Here is a 20,146-nt window from a genome sequence, read left to right on the forward strand (position 1 = left end):
GGTGGTCGGTAGACAGAACGTTCTACCTCTCAAAAGGAGCTCCCGATGAACGCGTCGGCACTGCGTCGGCTGTACCTCGTGCGGTTCGGCTTCGCCGCCATCTGGGCCGTCCTGCTGTTCACCACCAAGGCCGACCTGGGCCCGCTGGCGGTGACCCTGCTCGTGCTGTACCCGGCGTTCGACGTGGCCGCCGCGATCATCGACGCCCGCTCGTCGCGCGCCGGCAACGCGCAAGCTGACGCCTCCCGCGCGGGCCTCTACGCGAACATGGCCATCAGCACCCTGGCCACCATCGGCATCGCCTTCGCGGCGGCGTCGGGCATCCCGGCCGTCCTGCGAGTCTGGGGCGCCTGGGCCATCGTGGCCGGCCTCATCCAGCTCTTCGTAGCCCTCCGCCGCCGCACCCAGGGCGGCCAATGGCCCATGATCCTCAGCGGCGGCCTCTCGGCCCTGGCCGGCACCTCGTTCATCCTGGCCGCCGCGGCCGACAACCCCCAGCTGTCCAACGTGGCCGGCTACGCCCTCGTCGGCGGCATCTTCTTCCTCGTGTCGGCGCTCCGCCTCCCGCGCAACGTCCTGGCCCCGGCCAAGCCGTAGCGTCACACCACCGAGGGAAGGTCCTCCGGATCGGCCCCGGGCAGCCAGGTGAGGGCCTGGTCGAAGAGGCGGCGGGTGTCCTCGTCCGGGCCGGCCTGGGCCCGCTGCGCGAAGAGCGTGCGGGTGGTCTCGTCGTCGCCGTAGTGCTGCCCGAGCGCGTGCACGGCACTGCGGCGCACGGACCAGTCGAGGTCGTCGACCATCGCCTCGAGCAGCGTCCGGACCTCCGGATGCGGCCACGCGGAGGCGCCCAGCTCGGCCACGGCGGCCCGGCGTACCCCGACGTCGTCGTCGTGCTCGGCGCGGTCGATGAGCACGGTCCGGACCTGCTCGTCGTCGGCGAACCGGCGGCCGAGCAGCCTGCACGCCTCGCGGCGGATCGCGGGATCGGGCGCGGCGGCGCGGATCGTCAGCAGTGCCGCCAAGGCCTGCGCCCCGATGTGCTCCGGTCCAATGCTCTCGGCGACCAGGCGGAACACCTGCGGGTCGGGCTCCTCGGCGGCCAGCTCGCGCAGCAGCTCAGCCGGCTCGTCGGGGCGGAAGCTCGCGACGAGGGTCTCGAGGGCGGCCAGCCGGACGCGGGTGTCGGTGCCGCGCCGGGCCTGCCCGGCGAGCCGGTCGAGGACCCGCCCGCGGTAGTCGGGCCAGTCGGCGATGGCCTCGGCGGCCTCGCTGACGATCCTGGGTTCGGTGTCCGAGCCGATGCGGTCCAGCAGCTGCTCGCGGACCTCGGGCGACCCGCCGCTCAGGCGGATCAGGGCCCGGACGGCGGCGAGCCGCACGACGGGGTCGACCTCCTCGGCCGCCTGCCGCATGACCAGCGACCGGGTCCGGGAGTCGCCGGCGAACTGCTCGTCCAGCAGCCGGGTGGCGGTCAGGCGGGTGACGGCCGCATCGTCCAGGCGGGCGCGGTCCACGAGCAGCATGGCGGTGTCGTCGTCGGGCCAGAGTTCGGCGAGCCGGCTCAGGGCGAAGGCGCGCACGTCGGCGTCGCGGTCGGCGGTCGCGGCGCGGACGAGCACGTCGCGGTCGGCCGGGTACCGCTCCGTCAGCGTCCGCAGCGCGACGAGCCGCAGCCCGCCGTCGCCGTCGTGCGCGGCGACGTCGGCGAGCACCGCGGGTCCGGCCTGCTCGAGGCGGACGAGCACCTCCAGGGCCTCGGCGCGGGTCCGGGGATCGCGGTCGTGCCGCAGCGCGTCGGCGAGCAGCACGGGGAGGTCCTCGTCCGGGTACCGCTCGGCGAGCAGGCGCAGCGCACACCGGCGCACCGCCTCGCTTCGCTCGTCCGCGGCGCGGCCCATGAGCAATGCCCGGACGTCGGCCCCGGCCCCCTCGACGAGGGCATGGGTGGCCGACTCGACGATGCCCGCGTCCGGGTCGTCCCGGACGAGGTCCCTGAGCAGCCGTTCGAACTTGGGCCGGTCGGCGAGGTGCCGCCCGAGGGCCTGGACCGCCGCCCGCCGTACCGGCTCGGCGGGATCCCGGCCCGCCAGCTGTACCAGCACCGTGCCCGCCGCGTCGCCGAGCTCGTCCCGCGCGCCGAGGGCCCGCACGGCCATCAGCCGCACCTCCGGGTACGGATCGTCGGCCGCGCGCTCGACCAGCAGCTCGGTGGTCTGCGGATCGGTTCCGAAATGGGCGACGAGCGCCTCGACGGCGGCCAGGCGCACGGCGCCGCCCTGGTCGTCGCGGGCCCGGCCGGCCAGCAGCGCCGCACACCGCGCACGGCGGGCGAGGCCGGCCGACCGGGGCGCGGCCGCGACCTCGGCCAGCCCGGCGATCAGGGCCTGCCGGGCCCGGCGATCGGCGATGTCGCCCAGGAGGTCGTCGAGGACGTCCTCGATGCCGTCCTGCGGTGTGGCCAGCAGGGCGGCGATCCGCGTGGCGAACGAGCCGGTGATCCAGCTGACGCGGACGCCGCGGCGGCGGTACCAGAACATGAAGGCCGCCCGGCCCGGCCAGCGTTCGCCGAGCACCCGGACCGTCGGCAGGATCGCGGCCTCGACGATCTCGGCGGTGGTGCGGTCCGCGACCGAGATGCCGTGCTCGATGAACAGGATCAGCTGGCGCAGCACGGCCTGGGCGGCGATCGCCACGGTGCGCACGTCGGCCACCTCGGCCAGGCACTGCGCGGCGAGCACCAGGTTCCACGGCGGCTGCGGGAACTCCTCGGCCGGCCAGGGCCGGTTCACCTCGACCGCCAGCATCTCGATCAGCTCGCCCGCCGGCCGGTCCCGCAGCCGGCCCACGATCAGCCGCAGCACCTCGCGCCAGTCGGCGTCGGCCCAGTGCTCGGCGAACAGCCCGCGCAGCCGCTCCAGGGTCCACTCGGGGTCGCCCCGCTGGAATCGCTCGACGATCGCCTGGGCGCAGAAGAACTCCAGGAACGCGCGGTGGACGAAGCCGTAGAGCCGCGGGCCGTACCGCCCGAGCATGAAGTTCCGCTCGCGCAACTGGTCGATCATCGTGTTGGCCATGGCGTTCGCGATGCCGCGCGAGTACGAGTACCGCTCGACGAGGTAGTCCTCGAACACCACGACGAGCTCGGGCTTCGCGATGTAGTTGCCCGACAGGCCGCTCGGCCGCGACTGCATGAACAGGGCCAGCCGCTGCAGGAGCGCCTTCGTCGCATACTCGTCCAGCTCGGCGTTGTGGTGCTCGCGCAGCTGCCGGTTCACGTCCCAGTGCACGAGGAGCACCTCGGCCGCGTGGTCGTAGAGCTTCCAGCGGTCCTTGGGCAGCTCCTGGTCGCGGGCCATCACGGCGAGGATGGTCAGCAGCAGCGGGTTGCCGGCCAGCTCGCGGATCGCGGCGGAGTCGGCGATCGCGTCGCGGATGCGGGCCCGCTGCACCGCGGCCTCGTCCTCCTGCGTGCGCGCGGTGTGCGCCTGCCAGCCGGACAGAAACTGCTCGATCTGCTCGTCGTCGAGGTCGTCGAGCGTGAAGTGGTCGAAGCCCGCCTCGGTGAGGGTCCGCCGCGCGTACCCGGCGACCCGCGACGTCACCACCACCCGCGCGCTGGGGAACTGGGCGGCGAACCCGGCGATCTGGATGGCCGTGGCGTCCCGGCGCTGCGGGTCGAGGATCTCGTCCAGGCCGTCGAAGAGGAACAGCGCCCGGCCGCCGCCGCGCAGGTGCCGGGTCAGCCCCTCGCGGGGCAGGCCGAGCTGGTCGGTGTCGGCCCGGTGGTCGAGGTAGTCCAAGAAGCTCTCGCACCGCCCGTCGCCCAGGTGAGCCAGGAACGACCGCAGCTCGATGAGCACCGGGAGGTGGTCGCGCAGCCCGGTCAGGCGCGCCGGCACGGACCCGCCGGCCAGGCTCAGCGCCAGGAACCGGGTCACGGCCGACTTGCCCGAGCCCGGATCGCCCAGGATGACGACGCGCCGGTGGCCGGGGTCGGCCACCACGTCGAAGAGCTGCTCGCGGGCCTTGAGCTCGTACGATTCCCGGAGCAGGACCGCCTGCTGCCGGTCGTCGGGCAGCTCGGGATCATCCTCGGCCTGCAGCCGCTGCCTCCAGGCCCGGGGCACCTCGGGCGCGGCCTCCTCGCGCACCGACGGCTCCACGAAGACCGACTGCAGCCCGACGCTGAGATAGTCCATCGTCGGCTCGGGATTGAGCACGTCCAGCTCGACGCCCTGGTACTGCTGGCGCAGCCGGCCGAGATAGGCCTCGACCTGGTCCTGGGCCAGCGGCCCGCCCGCCTCCCCGGCCGGTTCGCGGTCCTCCGGGGCCCGATAATTGGCCAGCGCGACCGTGACCTGCGCGGAGAGGTCTTCCGGACCGGTGAAGAAGCTGCAGACGTGGTTGGTGCGCAGTTCCTCCCGCAGCGCGGTCATCCGTTCGAAGTCCTCGCCGCGGTCGACGTGAACCAGGGGCCAGGCCGCATCCTCGGACAGCAGGAAGATGTAGCAGGCCTTGTTGAGCCGGACCGCCTCGCGGTACTCCAGTTCGGTGATGGACTGGTCATGGCCGGTCGGGCGGAAGCCGTACCGCCAGGCGAACAGCCCGATGTAGATGTCACACGCGGCCACGTCGGCCAGGCACCGCTCCAGCGGCGGGCGCCCGTCGGCGACGTACGCCTCCATCGCCACGTCCACGAGGCCCAAGCGACGCAACGCGTCATGTACGACGCTGCGGCAGTCGAGGAGGTCCTTCTGCGTCGCCGAGATGTACGCCTTCGGACCGCCGCCCGGGGCGCCCCGGAATGCGGGCACGGCGATCTCCGGCCGGCCGAGCAGGGGACCGAACGCGGCCCGGAAATTGCCCGAGACCCCGGTGCCGAGCACGGCCGAGTACAACAGCTGGGCGCCGCCGGGAAACGCGCAGGCGGTGGTCACGATCCGCTCGATGTCCGTCCGGGCGATCGAATGCCGCGCGATCGCGCTCTGCACCGCCGCCGGGAGCTGCTCGACGAGCCGCTGGCGCGCACCCGGATCGAGCAACTCGGGCATCTGGGCGAGGCCGGAGGCCAGCGCCTGGACGTCACGGGGTGGGGCACCGCTCTGTTCGGCTGCGCCGCCGCCCCGGTCGGCGCGCGGGAAGATCTCGACGATCAGCATCCCGTGGGACTGCGTGACCTGGGGAATCGGCGCGCCGATGCGCTGGCAGTCGAGCAACGACCGCGGAATGCCCGAGCCCTCGCCCTCCACGACCCGCATCCAGGTCAGGATCGAGGCGAGCCGGAAATTGCGCTTGTGCGACTCGGTCTGGAGGCTGGCCAGCGGGACCGTCTCGCCTTCCGGCAACGGGCCGCCCGCCCAGGTCCCCGGGCTCATGACCCGGAGCCGGTCCTCGCGCATCTGCACGTGGACGCATGCGGTCCGGTGCTCGTAGTCCCGGTGCACCAGCGCGTTGGCGACGATCTCGCGCACGGCGATCATCGGGTAGTCGTACACGGGCTGGGACAGCGCGTCGTGCTCGGTCGGCATCTCGCCGCGGCGCGCGAGGTCCTCGACGAACTGGCGAGCCTCCTGGATCTGCTCCGGGATGCTGCCGAACAGATCGAGCTTCTTGATCGTGCCGCCCTGGAACCGGCTGCACTGCACCATCGCGGTCGCCAGCACCGCCACCGGGTCCTCGCCGAAGAGCAGGGCGCCGGCCACCGTCAGCCGGCCGGCCTGCATCAGGTGGGCCCGCTGGAGGAACTCGACCGCCGACAGTTGCTCGGGCATCCGCCGCGCGATGTCCTCGCGCAGTTCGCGGCGGAAGTTCGCCACCCGCAGCGCGCTGACCGAGGTCGCATCGGTCATCGACGACAGGAAGTCCGGGCTGTGTGCCGCCGGCACCGTGGCGGCCGGGGCCGGCGGTTCCTCGCCGGCCTCCGCCACCGGCGGCGGGGCGACCGGCTCGGCCGGGGTCTCGACCGGCCGCCGGGCGATGAGCGGGCTGCCGACGCCCTGAATGATCCAGCTGGGTTCCGGGCTGCCGGCCAGCGTGCGGCGCACGTAGTTGTAGAGGCTCTCGAGGTTGACGTTGCCCGACTCGTCGGCCGTCGCCCCGGACGTCAGGCCCTCGACCAGCGCCCGGGTGAAGGGGCTGGGCTGCCCGTCCCGCGCCGCGTCCTTCGCCGACTCGCTCGACGGGGCCGAGGCCAGGGTGAACAGACCGCGGCCGGAGAGGTGCTCGGCGATGGCGGGTGCGCCCTTGCCGAACGCGCCGCCGTGGCAGCAGTCGAGCAGAAACACCTTCGCGGTGGCGACGGAACCGAGCAGGATCGACTTGATCGAGTCGCTGCCCACCGAGGAACTCGGGAGCAGCCCGGAGTTGGAGTCCGACGCGCACAGGTAGAGCTGCGAATGTTCGATGCACCCGTGGCCGCTGAAATAGAACAGCAGCTCGTCGTCGGGCGTGGCCTGGCGGAAGAAGACATTGATCGCGCGGAGCATCTGCAGATATTGCTGATTCAGCAGGAGCGTGACATTCTCGGGCGCGAAGATGCCCGTCTTGTCGTCCGTGAGGGCATCCCGCAGGAGTTGTCCGTCGCAGCGCGGACCGCGCAGATTCGGCAGCCCGCCGGGATCGTCCGTGTATTCCGCGTTGCAGATCAGAAGCGCCTTGTGCACATCAGTTCCTGCCGACGGCCGCCATGTCGATGGTCTACTGTACGACCGCGGATGGCGACCAGGGGAGTGCGATGTCGAGTTTATTGATCACGGTCGAGCCGGGCATTTCGGGAGTCGAGCGCGACCATCCGGCCCGGCAATCGGCGGCGGCCGATCTCGAAGCAAACTTGAGAGACGCTCGCTATTTGCTTCGTGGCCCGCTTCGGCCGCCCTTGACCGGCGAGAAGGGGTGGGCGCACGAGCTCGGGCTGAGCCTCGGCAGCGCCGGGGCGGTGGCCGGCGTCGTGCAGGTCATCCATCTCTGGTTCAAGCGCGACCGGCGCCGGTCGATCGAGATCGTGACGCAGCTCGACGACACGGTCGTCAACCGCGTCACCGTCACGGGTGACACGGTCTCCGAGGCGGTGCTGCTCGAGGCGCTTCGCCGCGCGATCCCGAACGAGGAACTCGACGCCTGACCGGGAGCACCGGTCAGCGCGAGGGGTCGATGGCCTGGCGCAGCGCCGGGCCGGTGGCCGCGAACGCCCGTTCCAGCTCCGACAGCCCGAACGGCGCGGCCACCAGCTCGGCGAACGGGTACCGCTCATGGTTCGAGGCCAGGAACGAGACCGCCCGCGCCAGGTGCTCCGGCCGGTAGTTGTGCACCCCCGTCACCGTCAGCAGGTTGCGTACCACCCGCTCCGGATCGACCGGCACCGCGGGCCCCGGAAACACCGACCCGGCCAGCACCGCATGCCCGCCGACGTCGAGGGCGGCCAGGCACCCCGCCACGGCAACCGGCGAGCCCGACAACTCGAGCGCCACGTCCACGCCTGAGGGCAACGCGGAAGGCGCGACGACGGACGAGGCCCCGAAGCGCAGGGCGAGCGCGCGGCGGTCGGGGTCCGGGTCGCTCACGATGACCTCCGCGCCCGCCGTGGCCGCCATCGCGGTCACCGTCACGCCCAGCAGCCCGGCGCCCGTGACCAGGACCCGGCGTCCCGCCACCGGGGGTACCGCGTCCAGGACCGCCGCCACCGTGGCCGTGGCGCACGACGCGGGCGCCGCCACCGCCGCCGGCAGCGAGGCGGGGACCGGCACCACGGTGGTGCCCGGCGGCAGGATCGCGTGGGTGGCGAAGCCGCCGTTCAGGGTCCAGTCCGAGTCGATGCGCTCGTGGCCGAACTTGCGCAGGAGCAGGCATTTCTGGGGCCTGCCGGCAGTACAACGGCGGCATTGTCCACAGGAGACGGCCACGGACCAGACGACCCGTTCGCCCGTGGCGACGACGTGGCCGACCTGTTCGTGGCCCAGGACCGTCGGGGTCGGGGCCGAGCGGTGGCCGGCCACGGTGTGCAGGTCGCTCCCGCACACCGTGGCCAGCTCGATCTCGACCAGCACGCCGGCCGTGGGCAGGTCCGTCTCGACCAGCTCGAACGGCCGGCCCACACCGTCCCAGCGGGCGTAGCGCGCGGTCGCCACCGTCAGGACCCGGCGCCGAGGGACCCGGCGCCGAGGGACCCGGCGTCGAGGGACCGGGCGTCGATCAGGGACGGCAGGTCCACCACCGAGGTGAGGACCTCGTGGGCGCCCGCGGCGCGCAGGGACTCGGCCGGGCGGCCGCCGGTCAGGACGCCGACGACCAGGCCCGCGCCCGCGGCCACGCCCGACGCCGCGTCCGACTCGGTGTCGCCGATGACCACCAGGGAGGCGACCGAGCTGGCGCGGGTGCGCAGGAGGGCGGTCAGCGGCAGGTCCGGGTACGGGCGACCCCGTCCCGCGTCCGCCGGCGTCAGGACCGCCTCGGCGAGGTCCTGCCAGCCCAGGGCGGCGATGACGGCGTCGGCGGTGGCCCGGCCGAAGCCGGTGGTGAAGACCACGTGCAGGCCGCGCTCGCGCAGTTCGCGGACCGCCTTCTCGGCGCCGGGGATGGGCTCGCAGCGGCCCTCGTCGACGAGTTCGGCGTACGACTGCTCGAACGCGGTGTTGAGGCGCTGGGCGGTCTCCTCGTCGGCCAGGGCGCGGAAGACCTCGATCTTGGACTGGCCCATGGTGACGCGGACGTGCTCCATGGCGGCGGCGCGGCCGGGGTTGCCGGGCAGGACCCGGTCGTAGGCGCGGGCGAAGCTCTGCTCGACGAGGCCGTCGTCCTTGACGGTCGTTCCGGCGAGGTCCAGCACCACGGTCTCGAATCGCATGTCGCGTCCTTATTTCAGTAGGTCGGTCACAACTGTCTCGCCCAGGCCGAGGCCGGTGGTCATCCCGATGCCGGTGGTGACCGAGACGATCCGGACGCCCTCGGCCGGTTCGGCGATGAGGAACGGCTCCGGGGCCGAGGCGTAGACGCCCTGCCAGCGCTCGCGGACCGGCAGCTCCCGCAGGCCGAACAGCTCGCGGGTGACCTGCGCCAGCGCCGCGAACGAGGACTCGGGCTGGAACGGGGCGACGGCCAGGCCGCGGTAGTGGGTGTCGCCGACGACGAGGGTGCCGTCGGGGCGCTGGGTGTACATCTGGTTCAGGTCCAGCTCGTACAGGTCCGGGTGCTCCGCCGACAGCCGTTCGCGCAGGGCGGTGGCGGCGGGGGTGGCGGAGAAGCCGGAGTACCGCAGCAGCGACCATCCGGTGAGCACCGGCGCGGCCAGCGGGGCCCGCAGCGCGCCCGGTTCGACGAGGAGCATGTCCAGGCCGCAGCGCACGACGCCGGCCTTCTCGGCGACGTCGGGGAACAGGTGGTCGACGTCGTGGCCGACCGCGACGACGATCGACTCGGCGCGGATCGGGCCGCGCGCGGTGTGCAGCACGCCGTCCGTCACGCCCAGCGCGGCCGTGCGCCAGCGGAACTCCACGCCCTCGGCGGCGAGGTGGCGGGCCAGGGCGGGGGCGGCCTCGCGCGGGTCCACCTGGAGGTCGCGGGGGAGGAAGGCGCCGCCGACGGTACCGGCGACAGGAACGCGATCCGCGAGCTGCTCCGCGCCGAGCAGCGTGACGCCGGGCTCGCCGCCCGCCCACTGCTCCAGCACGGCCAGCTCGTCCGCGGCGCGGGCGACGACGAGCGTGCCGGACTCGCGGGCCCAGAAGCCGGCCCGCCCGGCGTAGCGCAGCCAGAGTTCGCGGGAGCGCTCGGCGTACTCGCGCGCCTGGCCGCTCTGGGCGGTCAGGCACGCGTGGCCGAAGTTGCGCACGGAGGCGCCGACGATCTCGCTGGCCCGGTCCACGACGACCACCCGCAGGCCGCTCGCGTGGGCGGCCGCGGCGTGGCCGAGCCCCACGATGCCGGCGCCGACGACGGCCAGGTCGAAGGTGTCGTCCGCCGTCACCGCAGCGCCCGGCGGATGACCATGGAGATGCCCTCGACGACCAGCACGACCGCGACGAGCACGAGAACGAACGCGGTGACCTGGTCGTAGCGGGAGACGCGGGTGGCGTCGATCAGGTAGTACCCGATCCCGCCCGCCGCCACGATGCCGAGCACCGTCGCCGAGCGGATGTTGGTGTCGAACAGGTACAGCGTGTGCCCGATCAGCGCGGGCACGCTCAGCCGCGCCGTGGCCGAGAAGAACACCTGGGTGCGGGTGCCGCCGACGGACCGTACGGCGGTCTGCGGCCCGAGCGGCGCCTCCTCGAGGGAGTCGGCGATGAGCTTGCCGAGCAGGCCCACGCCGACGAACGCGAGGGCGATGGTGCCGGCCTGCGGGCCGAGGCCGGTGATGATGATCAGCACGATGGCCAGGATCAGCTCGGGGATCGAGCGGACGATGAGCAGCACCAGCCGGGCCGCGCCGCGCACGACCCCGTTGGGCGCGGCGTTGCGCGACGCGAGGGGGCCGATGAGCAGCGAGGCGACCAGGCTGAGCAGCGTGGCGGCGGCCGCGATCTCCAGGGTGACCAGCAGCGCGTCGAACACGTCGGACCAGGTGCGCGGCTCGATCGACGGGGGCCAGGCCCGCTCGAACAGCAGCGGGAGCTGCTTCCAGAAGGTGAACAGGTCGAGCCACTTGGCCTGCGACACGATCACCGCGCCGACGAGCACCGCGACGGTGGCCACGATGCCGCTGGTCGAGACGACGCGGTCCCGGGTCCACGGCCTGCGCAGGGCGGCGTCAACGGAGGCAAAATGTCCGCTTTGTGCAGAAGGAGAAGCAGTCCGCCGCCGCGCGAGCCGCGCCCCCAGGCTGTTCCCCGCGGGCGCGGTCCCCAGCAACTGCGCCCGAATGGACGTAGAGATGATCTCGAAGATGACGCACAGCAGGAAAATAACCAGAGCAAAAGCCATGGCCCGCTTGTACGCCAACGACTCCAGCGCAAGCCGCAGGTCGTACCCGAGCCCGATGATCCCCGCATAGCCCAGCAGCACCGACCCGCGCAGGTTGATGTCGCTGCGGTGCAGGGTGGTCGCGATCCACGACGGCAGCACCTGCGGGAAGATCCCCGACCAGAACTCCTGCCCGCGCGAGGCCCCGGTGGCCCGGATCGCGTTGCGCGGGCCCTCGTCGATCTGCTCGATGGCGTCGGCGAAGAGCTTGGAGATCATGCCGATCGAGTGCAGCGCGATGGCCAGGATGCCCGGCAGCGAGCCGAGCGTGAACAGCAGCACGAACAGCATGGCCAGCACCACGTCGGGCACCGCGCGGGCGACGACCCCGATGGCCCGCCCGATCGGGATCAGCCACGGCCGCGGGCTGGTGTTGCGGGCCGAGATGTAGGCGATCGGCACCGAGAGGACCGCCGAGATGACCGTGCCGCACAGCACCACGCCGAGCGTGATGCCGATCGACGTGAACAGGTCGGCCATCGGCGGGAACCGCAGCGGCAGCATGCGGTCCAGGAACGGCTGCACCTTGTCGGCGCTCTCGGTGAACGTCTCGGCGGTGAACCCGATCTGGCTCAGCGACCAGACCGCGAACACCAGCAGCCCGACGAGCAGCACGCCGGCGACCACGCCGGCCCGCGACGGACCGGGCCGCCGCACCGCCTTTTCAAGATCAAGCGGCGTCGGTACTCCCGGTGCGTCCGTCGTGCTCACTTGGACTCCGCCAGCGACGCCGTCATCCGCCCGTAGATGCGCATCGCCGTCTCCCGGGTCATCTCGGCCGCGGGCGAGTCGAGCACGATGCTGCCGCTGCGCATGCCGATGATCCGCTGCCCCCACACGAGCGCGAGCTCGACCTGGTGCAGGCTGCAGACCACGGTGAGCTGGTTCTCCGCGGCGATCTCGCGCAGCAGGGCCATCACCTGGTCGCTCGACTCGGGGTCGAGCGAGGCGACCGGCTCGTCGGCGAGCAGGATCTCCGGGCTCTGCATGAGGGCCCGGGCGATGGCGACCCGCTGCTGCTGGCCGCCGGAGAGGGTGTCGGCCCGCTGGTAGGCCTTGTCGAGCAGGCCGACCCGGTCGAGCTGGCCGAGCGCGCGGCGGCGCAGGTCGCGCGGGTACGCCGCGATCCCCAGCCGCGGCCCGCGCAGCCCCGCGAGCGCCCCGGTCAGCACGTTCTCCAGCACGGTGAGCCGGCTGACCAGGTGGAACTGCTGGAAGACCATCCCGATGCGGCCCCGCATCCGGCGCAGCTCGCGGCCGCGCAGCGCGCCGAGGTCCTCGCCGAGCACGGTCAGGGAGCCGCTGGTCGGGCTCTCCAGCCCGTTGATGTGCCGCAGGAGCGTCGTCTTGCCCGAGCCCGAGAGCCCGAGCAGGACGACGATCTCACCGCGGCCGACCGTCAGCGACACGTCCCGCAGGGCGGCGACCTGTCCGAAGGTCTTGCTGAGCCCGTGCACCTCGACCACCGCGGGTGCCGTGTCGTCGACCGTCATGGCGTTATGTCCTCAGCCCGCGTTGCAGGCCGCGGCCTTGGTCTGCTTGCACAGGTCGCGAATGATGTCGTACTTCGCGTCGTCGACCGGGGCAAGGGCGTAGAACGTCTTCTTGAAGTTGTCGCTGTCGGCGTTCGGGATGCCGGCCGACTTGATCTGGTCGATCGTGACGTTCTGCAGACCGGCGACGACCTTCTGCTTGAGGTCGGCCGGCAGCCCGTCGGCGATCGTCATGGGGGCGCCGATGACGAACGTCTTGGCGATGGTCTTCAGGCCCTTCTGCGCCTCGACCGCGACGTCCTCGGCGAAGCCGGCCTCGCACTCGCTGCCCTGGGAGACCTTGAGCGCCGACGCGTCGTGCTTGCCGGCGAAGACCGGCGTGACGTCCTTGGTCGGGTCGATGCCGGCCTTGAGCAGGTTGTAGCTCGGGTACAGGTAGCCCGAGGTCGAGGTCTGGCTGACGAAGCAGACCTTCTTGCCCTTGAAGTCCTCGATCTTGTTGATCGGGGAGTTGGCCGGGGCGATGGCCTCGGAGTAGTAGCCGGGCTCCTGGCCCTGCTTGGTGATGATCGAGGCGAACGGCGTGATCTTGGCGCCGTTGTTCTTGGCCGTCACGTACGTGAAGCCGGAGAAGCTGGCGATGTCGACCTTGCCGGAGACGGCCGCCTCGATGAGCGCGGCGTAGTCGGACGACTCGCGGTACTCGACCTTGAGGCCGGTGATCTTCGCGATGTAGTCCTGCAGCGGCTGGTAGTTCTGCTGCGTCGATGCGGTGTCCGGGACCACGCCGAAGACGAGCGTGCCGGGGTCCTTGGCGAACTTGCCGCCGGTGGCCGCGGCCGAGGAGTCGGCGGACGTCGAGCTGTCGTCATCCGAGCCGCAGGCCGCCGTGCCGGCGAGCAGTGCGGCCGCCGTGAGCAGGCTCAACGCCGCCCGAGCGGAGAACTTCATATGACTCACCTCAGTCGTTCAAACCCGTGATTGTCGGCCGTCAAGGTAGGGAGGTGATGTGAACGCAGCGGGAACGAGCGCGGCGACTTTCGCAAACGAGCGCCAAAGGTCCGGACCTGTGACCATTTCGTTATCCACGGGCCGTGCCTTAAGGTCGGAGCCCATGCGCACCGGCATTCCCGATCACGGCCGAGTCCCCAAGTACTACGCCGTGAAGGCGCTGATCCTCGACGAGATCGCGCACCTCGGCGTGGGCTCGCCGGTGCCGCCGGAGCGCGACCTGGCCGCCCGCTTCCAGGTCGCCCGCTCGACCGTGCGGCAGGCCATCTCGGAGCTGGTGATCGAGGGCCGGCTGACCGCGCAGCAGGGCCGCGGCACGTTCGTCGCCCCGCCCAAGCTCATCCACCCGCTGTCGCTCGTCTCGTACACCGAGGCGCTGCGGGCGATGGGCCGCGCGCCGTCGCGGATCGTGGTGACGTTCGCGGAGCGCCCGGCCGACGACGAGCTGGCCGCGGGGCTGGAGATCAAGCCGGCCGCGCCGGTGATCGAGCTGGAGCGGGTGCTGCTGGCCGACGGCGAGCCGCTGGGCCTCGAAACCACGTACCTGCCGGCCGAGCGGTACCCCGACCTGCTGGGCGGGTTCGATCCGAGCGGCTCGCTGTACCGGTGGATGCAGGAACGCCTCGGCGTCGTGTGGGCCGAGGCGACCGAGCGCATCGAGACCGCCCTGGCCAGCCCGCGGGAGGCGCTGCTGCTGCAGACCAACCCCGCGCTGCCGATGCTGCTCATGCAGCGGCTCAGCCGCGACCCGTCCGGCACGCCGATCGAGCACGTCCGCTCGCTGTACCGGGGTGACCGGATCGGCTTCGAGACGCGCCTGGTCTCGGATCGGTAACAGGTACGAACCTTTCCGCCGCGTTCGTCGGGCCGTCCCCGCGGCGGCGCCTGCGGTTCAGCTCGGGCCCCGAAATTGCTCGGCATGTCCTATCGACGACTGTTTATCGGTACCGTGGCCGCGCTCCTCGCCGCCGCCGGACTGACCGCGGCAGCCGCCCCGCCGGCCGCCGCCGCGACCCTGGCCACCCAGACCTTCGACGGCCTGTCCTCGCAGCTGCAGCCGGCGCTCGACGAGTCCATCCCGGCCGGCACCCTCGGCTGGACCCACACCGCGCCGTCCGGCTGGTCGGTCGCGGTCAAGCCGGCCATGCCCGACGGCGTGCGCGAGTGGCGCGGCTGGTCCTTCACCACGATGCCGTTCTGGACCGGCGCCGACACCCAGGACCGCGGCAACTTCACGCGGGCCTCCGGCGTGTTCGCGGTCGCCGATCCCGACGAGTGGGACGACCGCGGCAGCCCCACCGCGACCACCACGTTCGACTCGACGCTCACCGGCCAGGCCGTCAGCATCCCCGCCGGTACCGCGACGCTCTACCTCGGCTTCGCCAGCCACTACCGCCAGGAGGGCAACCAGAAGGCCGACGTCACCGTCTCGTTCGACGGCGGGGCGGCGGGCACCGTCGTCCACTATGGACCGAACGCGGCCGACGCGAACGGCGGCGGCGACGCCGAGAACGCCTACGTGACGCGGGCGGTCGCCGTCCCGGCCGGGGCGACCACGGCCCGGTTCGCCTGGCGGCTCTACGACGCGGGCAACAACTGGTACTGGGCGATCGACGACGTGACGGTCGCGAACACGCCGATCACCGCCCCGCCCGCGCCCGTGCCCGACCCGGTGGTCGCGCCGACGCTGCCGGGCGGCGTGAGCACGGACAAGACCCTGGTGATCGGCCTCGACGGGCTGCGCAACGACAAGATCACCCAGGCCAACGCGCCGAACCTGTGGAGCCTCATCACCGGCGGCCTGTACGGCACGAGCCTGCTCTACAGCCAGCCGATGGCCCAGACGCTCTCCGGGCCGGGCTGGTCCTCGATCGCCACCGGCGCCTGGCCGGACAAGGTCGGCGTGCGGGACAACAGCTTCGTGGGCAAGCAGTACGGCCAGTTCCCCGACTTCCTGACCCGCATGGAGCAGAACCGCCCGGCGCTGTCCACGTTCGCCGCCGTGGACTGGGCGGCGCTGGGCAACCAGGGCACGTTCTCCGCCGCGATCGACGGCCGGGTGATCCTCGACGGCGACGGCAACGGGTACACGGGCCAGGACGCCCGCATCGCCGACGTCGCCGGCCGCGTGCTGCGCCAGCAGAACCCGGACGCCGCGTTCGTCTACCTGGGCGCGATCGACGAGGCCGGGCACTCCTCGGGCGCGGCGAGCTCCGCGTACCTGGCCGCGCTGGCCCGCTCCGACGCGCAGATCGGGCAGCTGCTGGCGGCCGTGCGGGCCCGTCCCACGTACTCCAGCGAGCGCTGGCTGATCGAGGTGGCCACCGACCACGGCCACACCGACGCCGGCGGCCACGGCGGCAACTCGATCCCGGAGCGGCGCACGTTCGTCATCGCCAACGGCCCCGGCATCGCCGCCGGCCAGCGCCCGATCGACACCCGCCTCGTCGACGTGTCCGTCACCGCGCTCACCCACATGGGCGTGGCGGTCAACCCGGCCTGGAACCTCGACGGCCGCTCGCTGTTCTCGTCCCGCGCCGACGACTTCGACGCCGCGTACCCGGCGCTGTCCGGCCGCGTCGACGAGACCGGCATCCCGGCCGGAGTCCTCGGCTTCAGCCACGCCGGCGTGAACGGCTGGAGCGTCGACAACAGCCGGATGCCCACCGGCGGGGTCACCGAGTGGCGGGGCTGGGCGCTGACCACCGACGAGTTCTGGACCCGCGCCGAGGCCGGGCAGTCCCGCGAGCTCGGCGTGCGCGGCCGCGGCGTGGTCGCGGTGGCCGACACCGACGAGTTCGCCGACAAGTCCGGCGGCAGCGCGTTCGACTCGTCGCTGAGCTCGCCCGGCTACACCGTCACCGGGCGCACCTCGGTGACCCTGGCGTACACCACGCTGTACCGGCAGGAGGGCAGCCAGAAGGGCGACGTGCTGGTGTCGTTCGACGGCGACCCGGCCACCACGGTCAAGGCGTACCGGTCCGACGCCATCGCCAAGGACGAGGCCCTGACCGTCGCGGTCCCGGCGGGCGCGCGGACCATGCGCGTCACGTTCCGCATGTACGACGCGAACAACAACTGGTACTGGATGATCGACGCCGTCACCGTCCGCTGATCCGTGTCAATACGCCCCTCCGCCCGCGTGGCGGAGGGGCGTACACTGTGCTGGCCATCTACGCATGCGCATACGTCACACGGGGGTTTGACGTGACCGAACCCGAGCGCCATTCCTGGGCCGAGCTCGTCGAGCGGGTCCGCGACGAGTGGGGCGAGCTGCTCGTGCCGGTCGCGGCCGAGCACGTCGACCCGCGGGTCGAGCCGCGCACCCGCGACTTCCTGACCACCGTCGGGCTGCCCGACGCCCAGATCCGCGACATCACGCCGATCCGGGACGGGCGGCTGCGCGAGCTGTTCGAGCGCGACGGGCGGTCCTACGTCGTCGTCGCGGCCCAGCGCCGCTACCGCTACGGGATCGACACCGAGACGGGCTGGGTGCGCTACCTGCACGACGAGCCCGACTTCGAGGTCCCGGCCAACTCCAGCATCGCCGGGTTCGTGCTGGCCGTCGGGCTGCTCAAGCACCAGCTCGACGACCTGGAGCTCGGCACCCGGGAATCGGTCGGCGAGGCCGTCGACACGATCTGGGACCAGCTGGAGGAGTGGGACCCCGACGGGCTCGAGGACGCCGAGTCCCGGTGGAACGTGCTGCTCAACGAGTATGCGGTGGAGTACGACTGATGCCGCGGTACGAGATCCGCCTCGTGCTCTTCCGGCGCGGCCTGGCCGCACTGCTCGCGCTCGTCGTCGCCGTCACCGCGCCCGGCCTGGCGCCCGCCGCCCTCGCGGCGCCGAAGCCGAACCCGAACTACACCATCGACCGGTTCGCCGAGGGCGAGCGGCTGCTCCTGCCGCTGCTCATGTCGCGGTACCGGCACACCGAGCAGACCCGCAACGACCCGAACATCGACAACTTCATCGGCTACGGGCGCAACCTCGCCGACGCGCACTGGCGCACCACCGAGAACGGCAGGACGATCGACTGGTACGTCACCGCGCCCAGCGTCAGCCCGTTCAAGGCCAACACCAAGGTCGCCCTCGTCGACATCTTCCAGTTCGACGAGAGCACCGGCCTGTGGCGGCTGGTGAACCCGGCCGGGCAGCAGCTGCTGGACGCCAAGGGGCAGCCCGTCGCGTGGGACAAGTCCTCGCAGGCCAGCCTGGTCGTGGACATGAGCCAGGAGCCGTCCCTGGCCGAGGACCTCAGGCAGGGCAAGCTGCACTCCGAGCCGAACATCCGCTGGGTGCTCGACCGCAAGGTCGGCCCGGCGCTCAACCGCAGTGACCTGGCGAACCTGGTCGACGAGGTCGGGTCGGAGAAGATGTTCTGCTCCGGGCCGAGCGACTGCGTGAACGAGCTGAAGCGGACCTTCTTCCCGAAGCTCGAGCGCGGGGTGATCCTCACCGACCTGCCGAGCGAGTCGATGCTCAAGCGCACGGCGTACCCGAGCGGGCCCGCCAAGAAGAAGGTCAGCGAGCAGGCCAAGCAGGAGGCCCGCGACCAGCTCGCGAACAAGCAGTACTCCGACGCCGTGGTCGAGCAGTCCGTGCAGGACTGGGACAAGCAGGGCCGCCCGGTCGCGGCCGGCGCGCAGGTGGCGATGGGCGGCAAGGGCTTCGGCACCGGCTCCGGCAACGCCGCCGCGACCGGCCCGGCCGAGCTCGCCGGCACCGACCCGGGCGGGATCGACTTCACGACGCTGCAGCTGCGGTACCTGTCGGAGAGCCCCGGCGGGGACCTGCGCTACGCGTACAGCGCGTCGCCGGCCGGGCCGGGCGCCGCCTCCGACGTGAACGGCGGGCGGGCGGCGATGGCCCAGATGTCCGACGCGTTCTACGTGTGGCTGAACCTGCCGACGTCGAAGTTCTGGGTCAACCTCAACCCGAGCGAGCCCGACCGGATCATCGACGCCAAGCTCGCCACCACCGACGTCGGGCGCATCCTGCTGCAGGCCGACCTCGACATGAAGAAGATGTCGGCCAAGCTGACCAACCCGAACACCGACCTGGGCCGGCAGTTCTGGGGCGAGCCGGACCCGAACGCGCCGGAGGAGTGCGTGGTCACCCGGCAGTGGATCGTGCCGAAGCCGGCCACGGTCTACCAGGCCGACGGCGGGATCTACATCCTCGACGCCCCGCTGGAGGTCAAGGCCGAGTCGCAGCTGTCCAAGGGCAAGTTCGGCGACCCGTCCTGCCCCGCGCCCAGCGACCGCATGGAGAAGGTCTTCGAGCAGCTCATCCTGCCCAAGGTCGAGGACGCGGTGAATTCCGCGCCCGAGTTCGCCGAGCTGCGCCGGGTCTACCTGGCCCGGGTCGCCGCCGAGTGGTACCGCGAGCGCAAGACCGGCGCCCTGACCTCGATGATCGACAGCGGCGACGTGCACCGCTGGCCCGCGATGCAGTCCTGGCAGCCGAAGCAGGTCTTCGACGCCTACGTGAAGTCCTACCGCGACCACGAGTACAACGTGACGAAGAACGTGGATCGGGGCGGCTACCGGTACACCTTCACCTACAGCGACGGCGGCGTGGACTTCGGCGACGTCAAGTTCTCGGGCGTCGCCAAGAGCGAGTTCCAGCAGCAGTACGGCGACGTGTCCAAGGCCGTCGGCCAGTCCTTCCAGCAGCGCGCGCCGGACGCGCACAACCGGATCTGGCTGGGCGCGACGGCCAAGGTGCAGCCGCGGCCCCTCGACTACACCAGCGGCGAGGACCAGTACGGCGACGACGGGCCGCCGCCGGAGCGCGCGCTGGAGCCGGCGCGCTCGTACACGGCGGTCTACGGCTGGACGCTGGCGGCCGTGCTGGTGCTGTTCGTCGCCGCGCTGGTCCTGGTGCTGGTGCTCAACGTGCGGGCCGCGGCCCGCCGCCGGCCGCCTGCGCCGGTCGGGCCGTACTACCCGCCGCCTCCTCCGCCGGGCGGCCCGCACTACCCGCCGCCTCCGCCGGGCGGGTATCGCCGCTGACGTGTGACCGCCGTCTCGGCGGCATCAAGAAGGCGTCAAGAAACGGGTCCCTGGCGTAGGGATTCTGCAAAGACACCTGGGCAGGGAAAACGGCCAGGTCTTCACTTGCAGCGGGCCGGATGGAAGGCCCTCGCGCAAGTGTCGAGGCAGGTGTTTTCCCATGCGTTCCCTGTGGGCCGCGCCGACCGGCATCACCCTGGCCGGCGGCGCCGCCGCGGTGGTGGCCACGGCGGCGTTCACGGCCGCCGTGTTCACGCCGCCGGAGCTGGTGGCCCGGCTCGTCGCGATGGCGGCCTGCGTCGCCGCGGTCGGGGTGTTCGGCGGGAACCTGCCCGCCGCGCTCGGCACGGCCGGGATCGCCTGGACCGTGCTCAACGGATTCCTGGTGAACCGGCTGGGCGTGCTCACGTGGCACGGCACCGCGGACGCGATCCGCCTCGCCGTGCTGCTCGGCGCGGCCACCGCCGGCTGGCTGATCCTGCGCACGCACCGGGTGCTGCGGCACCGGCGCGACGTCGTCCGGATGCGCGTCTGGCTCTACGGCGACGGGTTCTCGTCGTCGGTACGCCCTTACAAGGAGGCAAGCCCCCGTGGCTGATGTGGTGTTCGTCCTGCTGACGATCGCACTCTTCGCGATCCTCGGCCTGGCGGTGCGGGCGGTGGAGCGGC

The 20,146-nt window shown here is 72.2% G+C and carries 14 protein-coding genes; 7 read left to right on the top strand and 7 right to left on the bottom strand.

Features of this window, described 5'->3' with window-relative positions; all coding sequences use genetic code 11:
- The first annotated feature begins 45 nt into the window (after positions 1–45).
- The gene (locus tag ACQPZ4_RS21775; protein ID WP_433064095.1) at positions 46–597 is read left to right on the top strand and encodes a hypothetical protein; all 552 of its coding nucleotides are present in this window, start codon (positions 46–48) and stop codon (positions 595–597) included.
- A gap of 2 nt (positions 598–599) precedes the next feature.
- Here the strand turns inward: ACQPZ4_RS21775 and ACQPZ4_RS21780 are convergent, their stop codons facing one another.
- Positions 600–6,662 (bottom strand): caspase, EACC1-associated type, encoded by a 6,063-nt coding sequence (locus tag ACQPZ4_RS21780; protein WP_433064097.1) that lies wholly within the window; start codon positions 6,660–6,662, stop codon positions 600–602.
- Positions 6,663–6,685: 23 nt separating this feature from the next.
- Between ACQPZ4_RS21780 and ACQPZ4_RS21785 the strand changes: the two genes are divergently transcribed.
- A complete protein-coding gene (locus tag ACQPZ4_RS21785; RefSeq protein WP_433064099.1) occupies positions 6,686–7,120 on the top strand; it encodes an effector-associated constant component EACC1 in 435 nt (144 codons plus the stop codon).
- A 13-nt stretch (positions 7,121–7,133) separates the two neighbouring features.
- On the opposite strand, the gene ACQPZ4_RS21790 is transcribed toward ACQPZ4_RS21785, so the two are convergent.
- The 6 genes from ACQPZ4_RS21790 to ACQPZ4_RS21815 are packed head-to-tail and all read right to left on the bottom strand — an operon-like array spanning position 7,134 to position 13,397.
- Complete coding sequence (locus ACQPZ4_RS21790; protein WP_433064102.1) at positions 7,134–8,123, bottom strand: zinc-binding dehydrogenase; 990 nt, start codon at positions 8,121–8,123, stop codon at positions 7,134–7,136.
- 2 nt (positions 8,124–8,125) lie between these two features.
- The gene (locus tag ACQPZ4_RS21795) at positions 8,126–8,839 is read right to left on the bottom strand and encodes a phosphonatase-like hydrolase (RefSeq protein WP_433064105.1); all 714 of its coding nucleotides are present in this window, start codon (positions 8,837–8,839) and stop codon (positions 8,126–8,128) included.
- A gap of 9 nt (positions 8,840–8,848) precedes the next feature.
- A complete protein-coding gene (locus ACQPZ4_RS21800) occupies positions 8,849–9,958 on the bottom strand; it encodes a TIGR03364 family FAD-dependent oxidoreductase (protein ID WP_433064107.1) in 1,110 nt (369 codons plus the stop codon).
- Positions 9,955–11,664 carry a phosphonate ABC transporter, permease protein PhnE gene (phnE, locus tag ACQPZ4_RS21805; RefSeq protein WP_433064109.1) on the bottom strand — a complete coding sequence of 570 codons (1,710 nt, stop codon included), beginning with the start codon at positions 11,662–11,664 and terminating at the stop codon, positions 9,955–9,957. Before phnE ends, ACQPZ4_RS21800 begins: the two co-directional genes overlap by 4 nt.
- Positions 11,661–12,446 carry a phosphonate ABC transporter ATP-binding protein gene (gene phnC, locus ACQPZ4_RS21810; protein WP_433064111.1) on the bottom strand — a complete coding sequence of 262 codons (786 nt, stop codon included), beginning with the start codon at positions 12,444–12,446 and terminating at the stop codon, positions 11,661–11,663. The genes phnE and phnC overlap by 4 nt, the downstream gene beginning before the upstream one ends.
- A 12-nt stretch (positions 12,447–12,458) precedes the next feature.
- Entirely contained in the window at positions 12,459–13,397 is a 939-nt protein-coding gene (locus tag ACQPZ4_RS21815; protein WP_433064114.1) for a phosphate/phosphite/phosphonate ABC transporter substrate-binding protein, read from the bottom strand.
- A gap of 163 nt (positions 13,398–13,560) precedes the next feature.
- On the opposite strand from ACQPZ4_RS21815, the gene ACQPZ4_RS21820 reads away from it, so the two are divergent.
- The 5 genes from ACQPZ4_RS21820 (at position 13,561) to ACQPZ4_RS21840 (ending at position 20,075) form a co-directional block, all read left to right on the top strand.
- A complete protein-coding gene (locus tag ACQPZ4_RS21820) occupies positions 13,561–14,292 on the top strand; it encodes a GntR family transcriptional regulator (protein ID WP_433064117.1) in 732 nt (243 codons plus the stop codon).
- A gap of 84 nt (positions 14,293–14,376) precedes the next feature.
- A complete protein-coding gene (locus ACQPZ4_RS21825) occupies positions 14,377–16,572 on the top strand; it encodes an alkaline phosphatase family protein (RefSeq protein WP_433064120.1) in 2,196 nt (731 codons plus the stop codon).
- A 92-nt stretch (positions 16,573–16,664) separates the two neighbouring features.
- Positions 16,665–17,195 carry an SUKH-4 family immunity protein gene (locus ACQPZ4_RS21830; RefSeq protein WP_433064123.1) on the top strand — a complete coding sequence of 177 codons (531 nt, stop codon included), beginning with the start codon at positions 16,665–16,667 and terminating at the stop codon, positions 17,193–17,195.
- Positions 17,195–19,477: a hypothetical protein gene (locus tag ACQPZ4_RS21835; protein ID WP_433064126.1), complete on the top strand. Its 2,283-nt coding sequence runs from the start codon at positions 17,195–17,197 to the stop codon at positions 19,475–19,477. The genes ACQPZ4_RS21830 and ACQPZ4_RS21835 overlap by 1 nt, the downstream gene beginning before the upstream one ends.
- 160 nt (positions 19,478–19,637) lie before the next feature.
- Positions 19,638–20,075, top strand: a complete 438-nt coding sequence (locus tag ACQPZ4_RS21840; protein ID WP_433064128.1) for a hypothetical protein — start codon at positions 19,638–19,640, stop codon at positions 20,073–20,075.
- The last annotated feature ends 71 nt before the right edge of the window (positions 20,076–20,146 follow it).

Source organism: Dactylosporangium sp. CS-033363, from assembly GCF_050942475.1.
In the GTDB taxonomy this organism is placed as follows: domain Bacteria; phylum Actinomycetota; class Actinomycetes; order Mycobacteriales; family Micromonosporaceae; genus Dactylosporangium.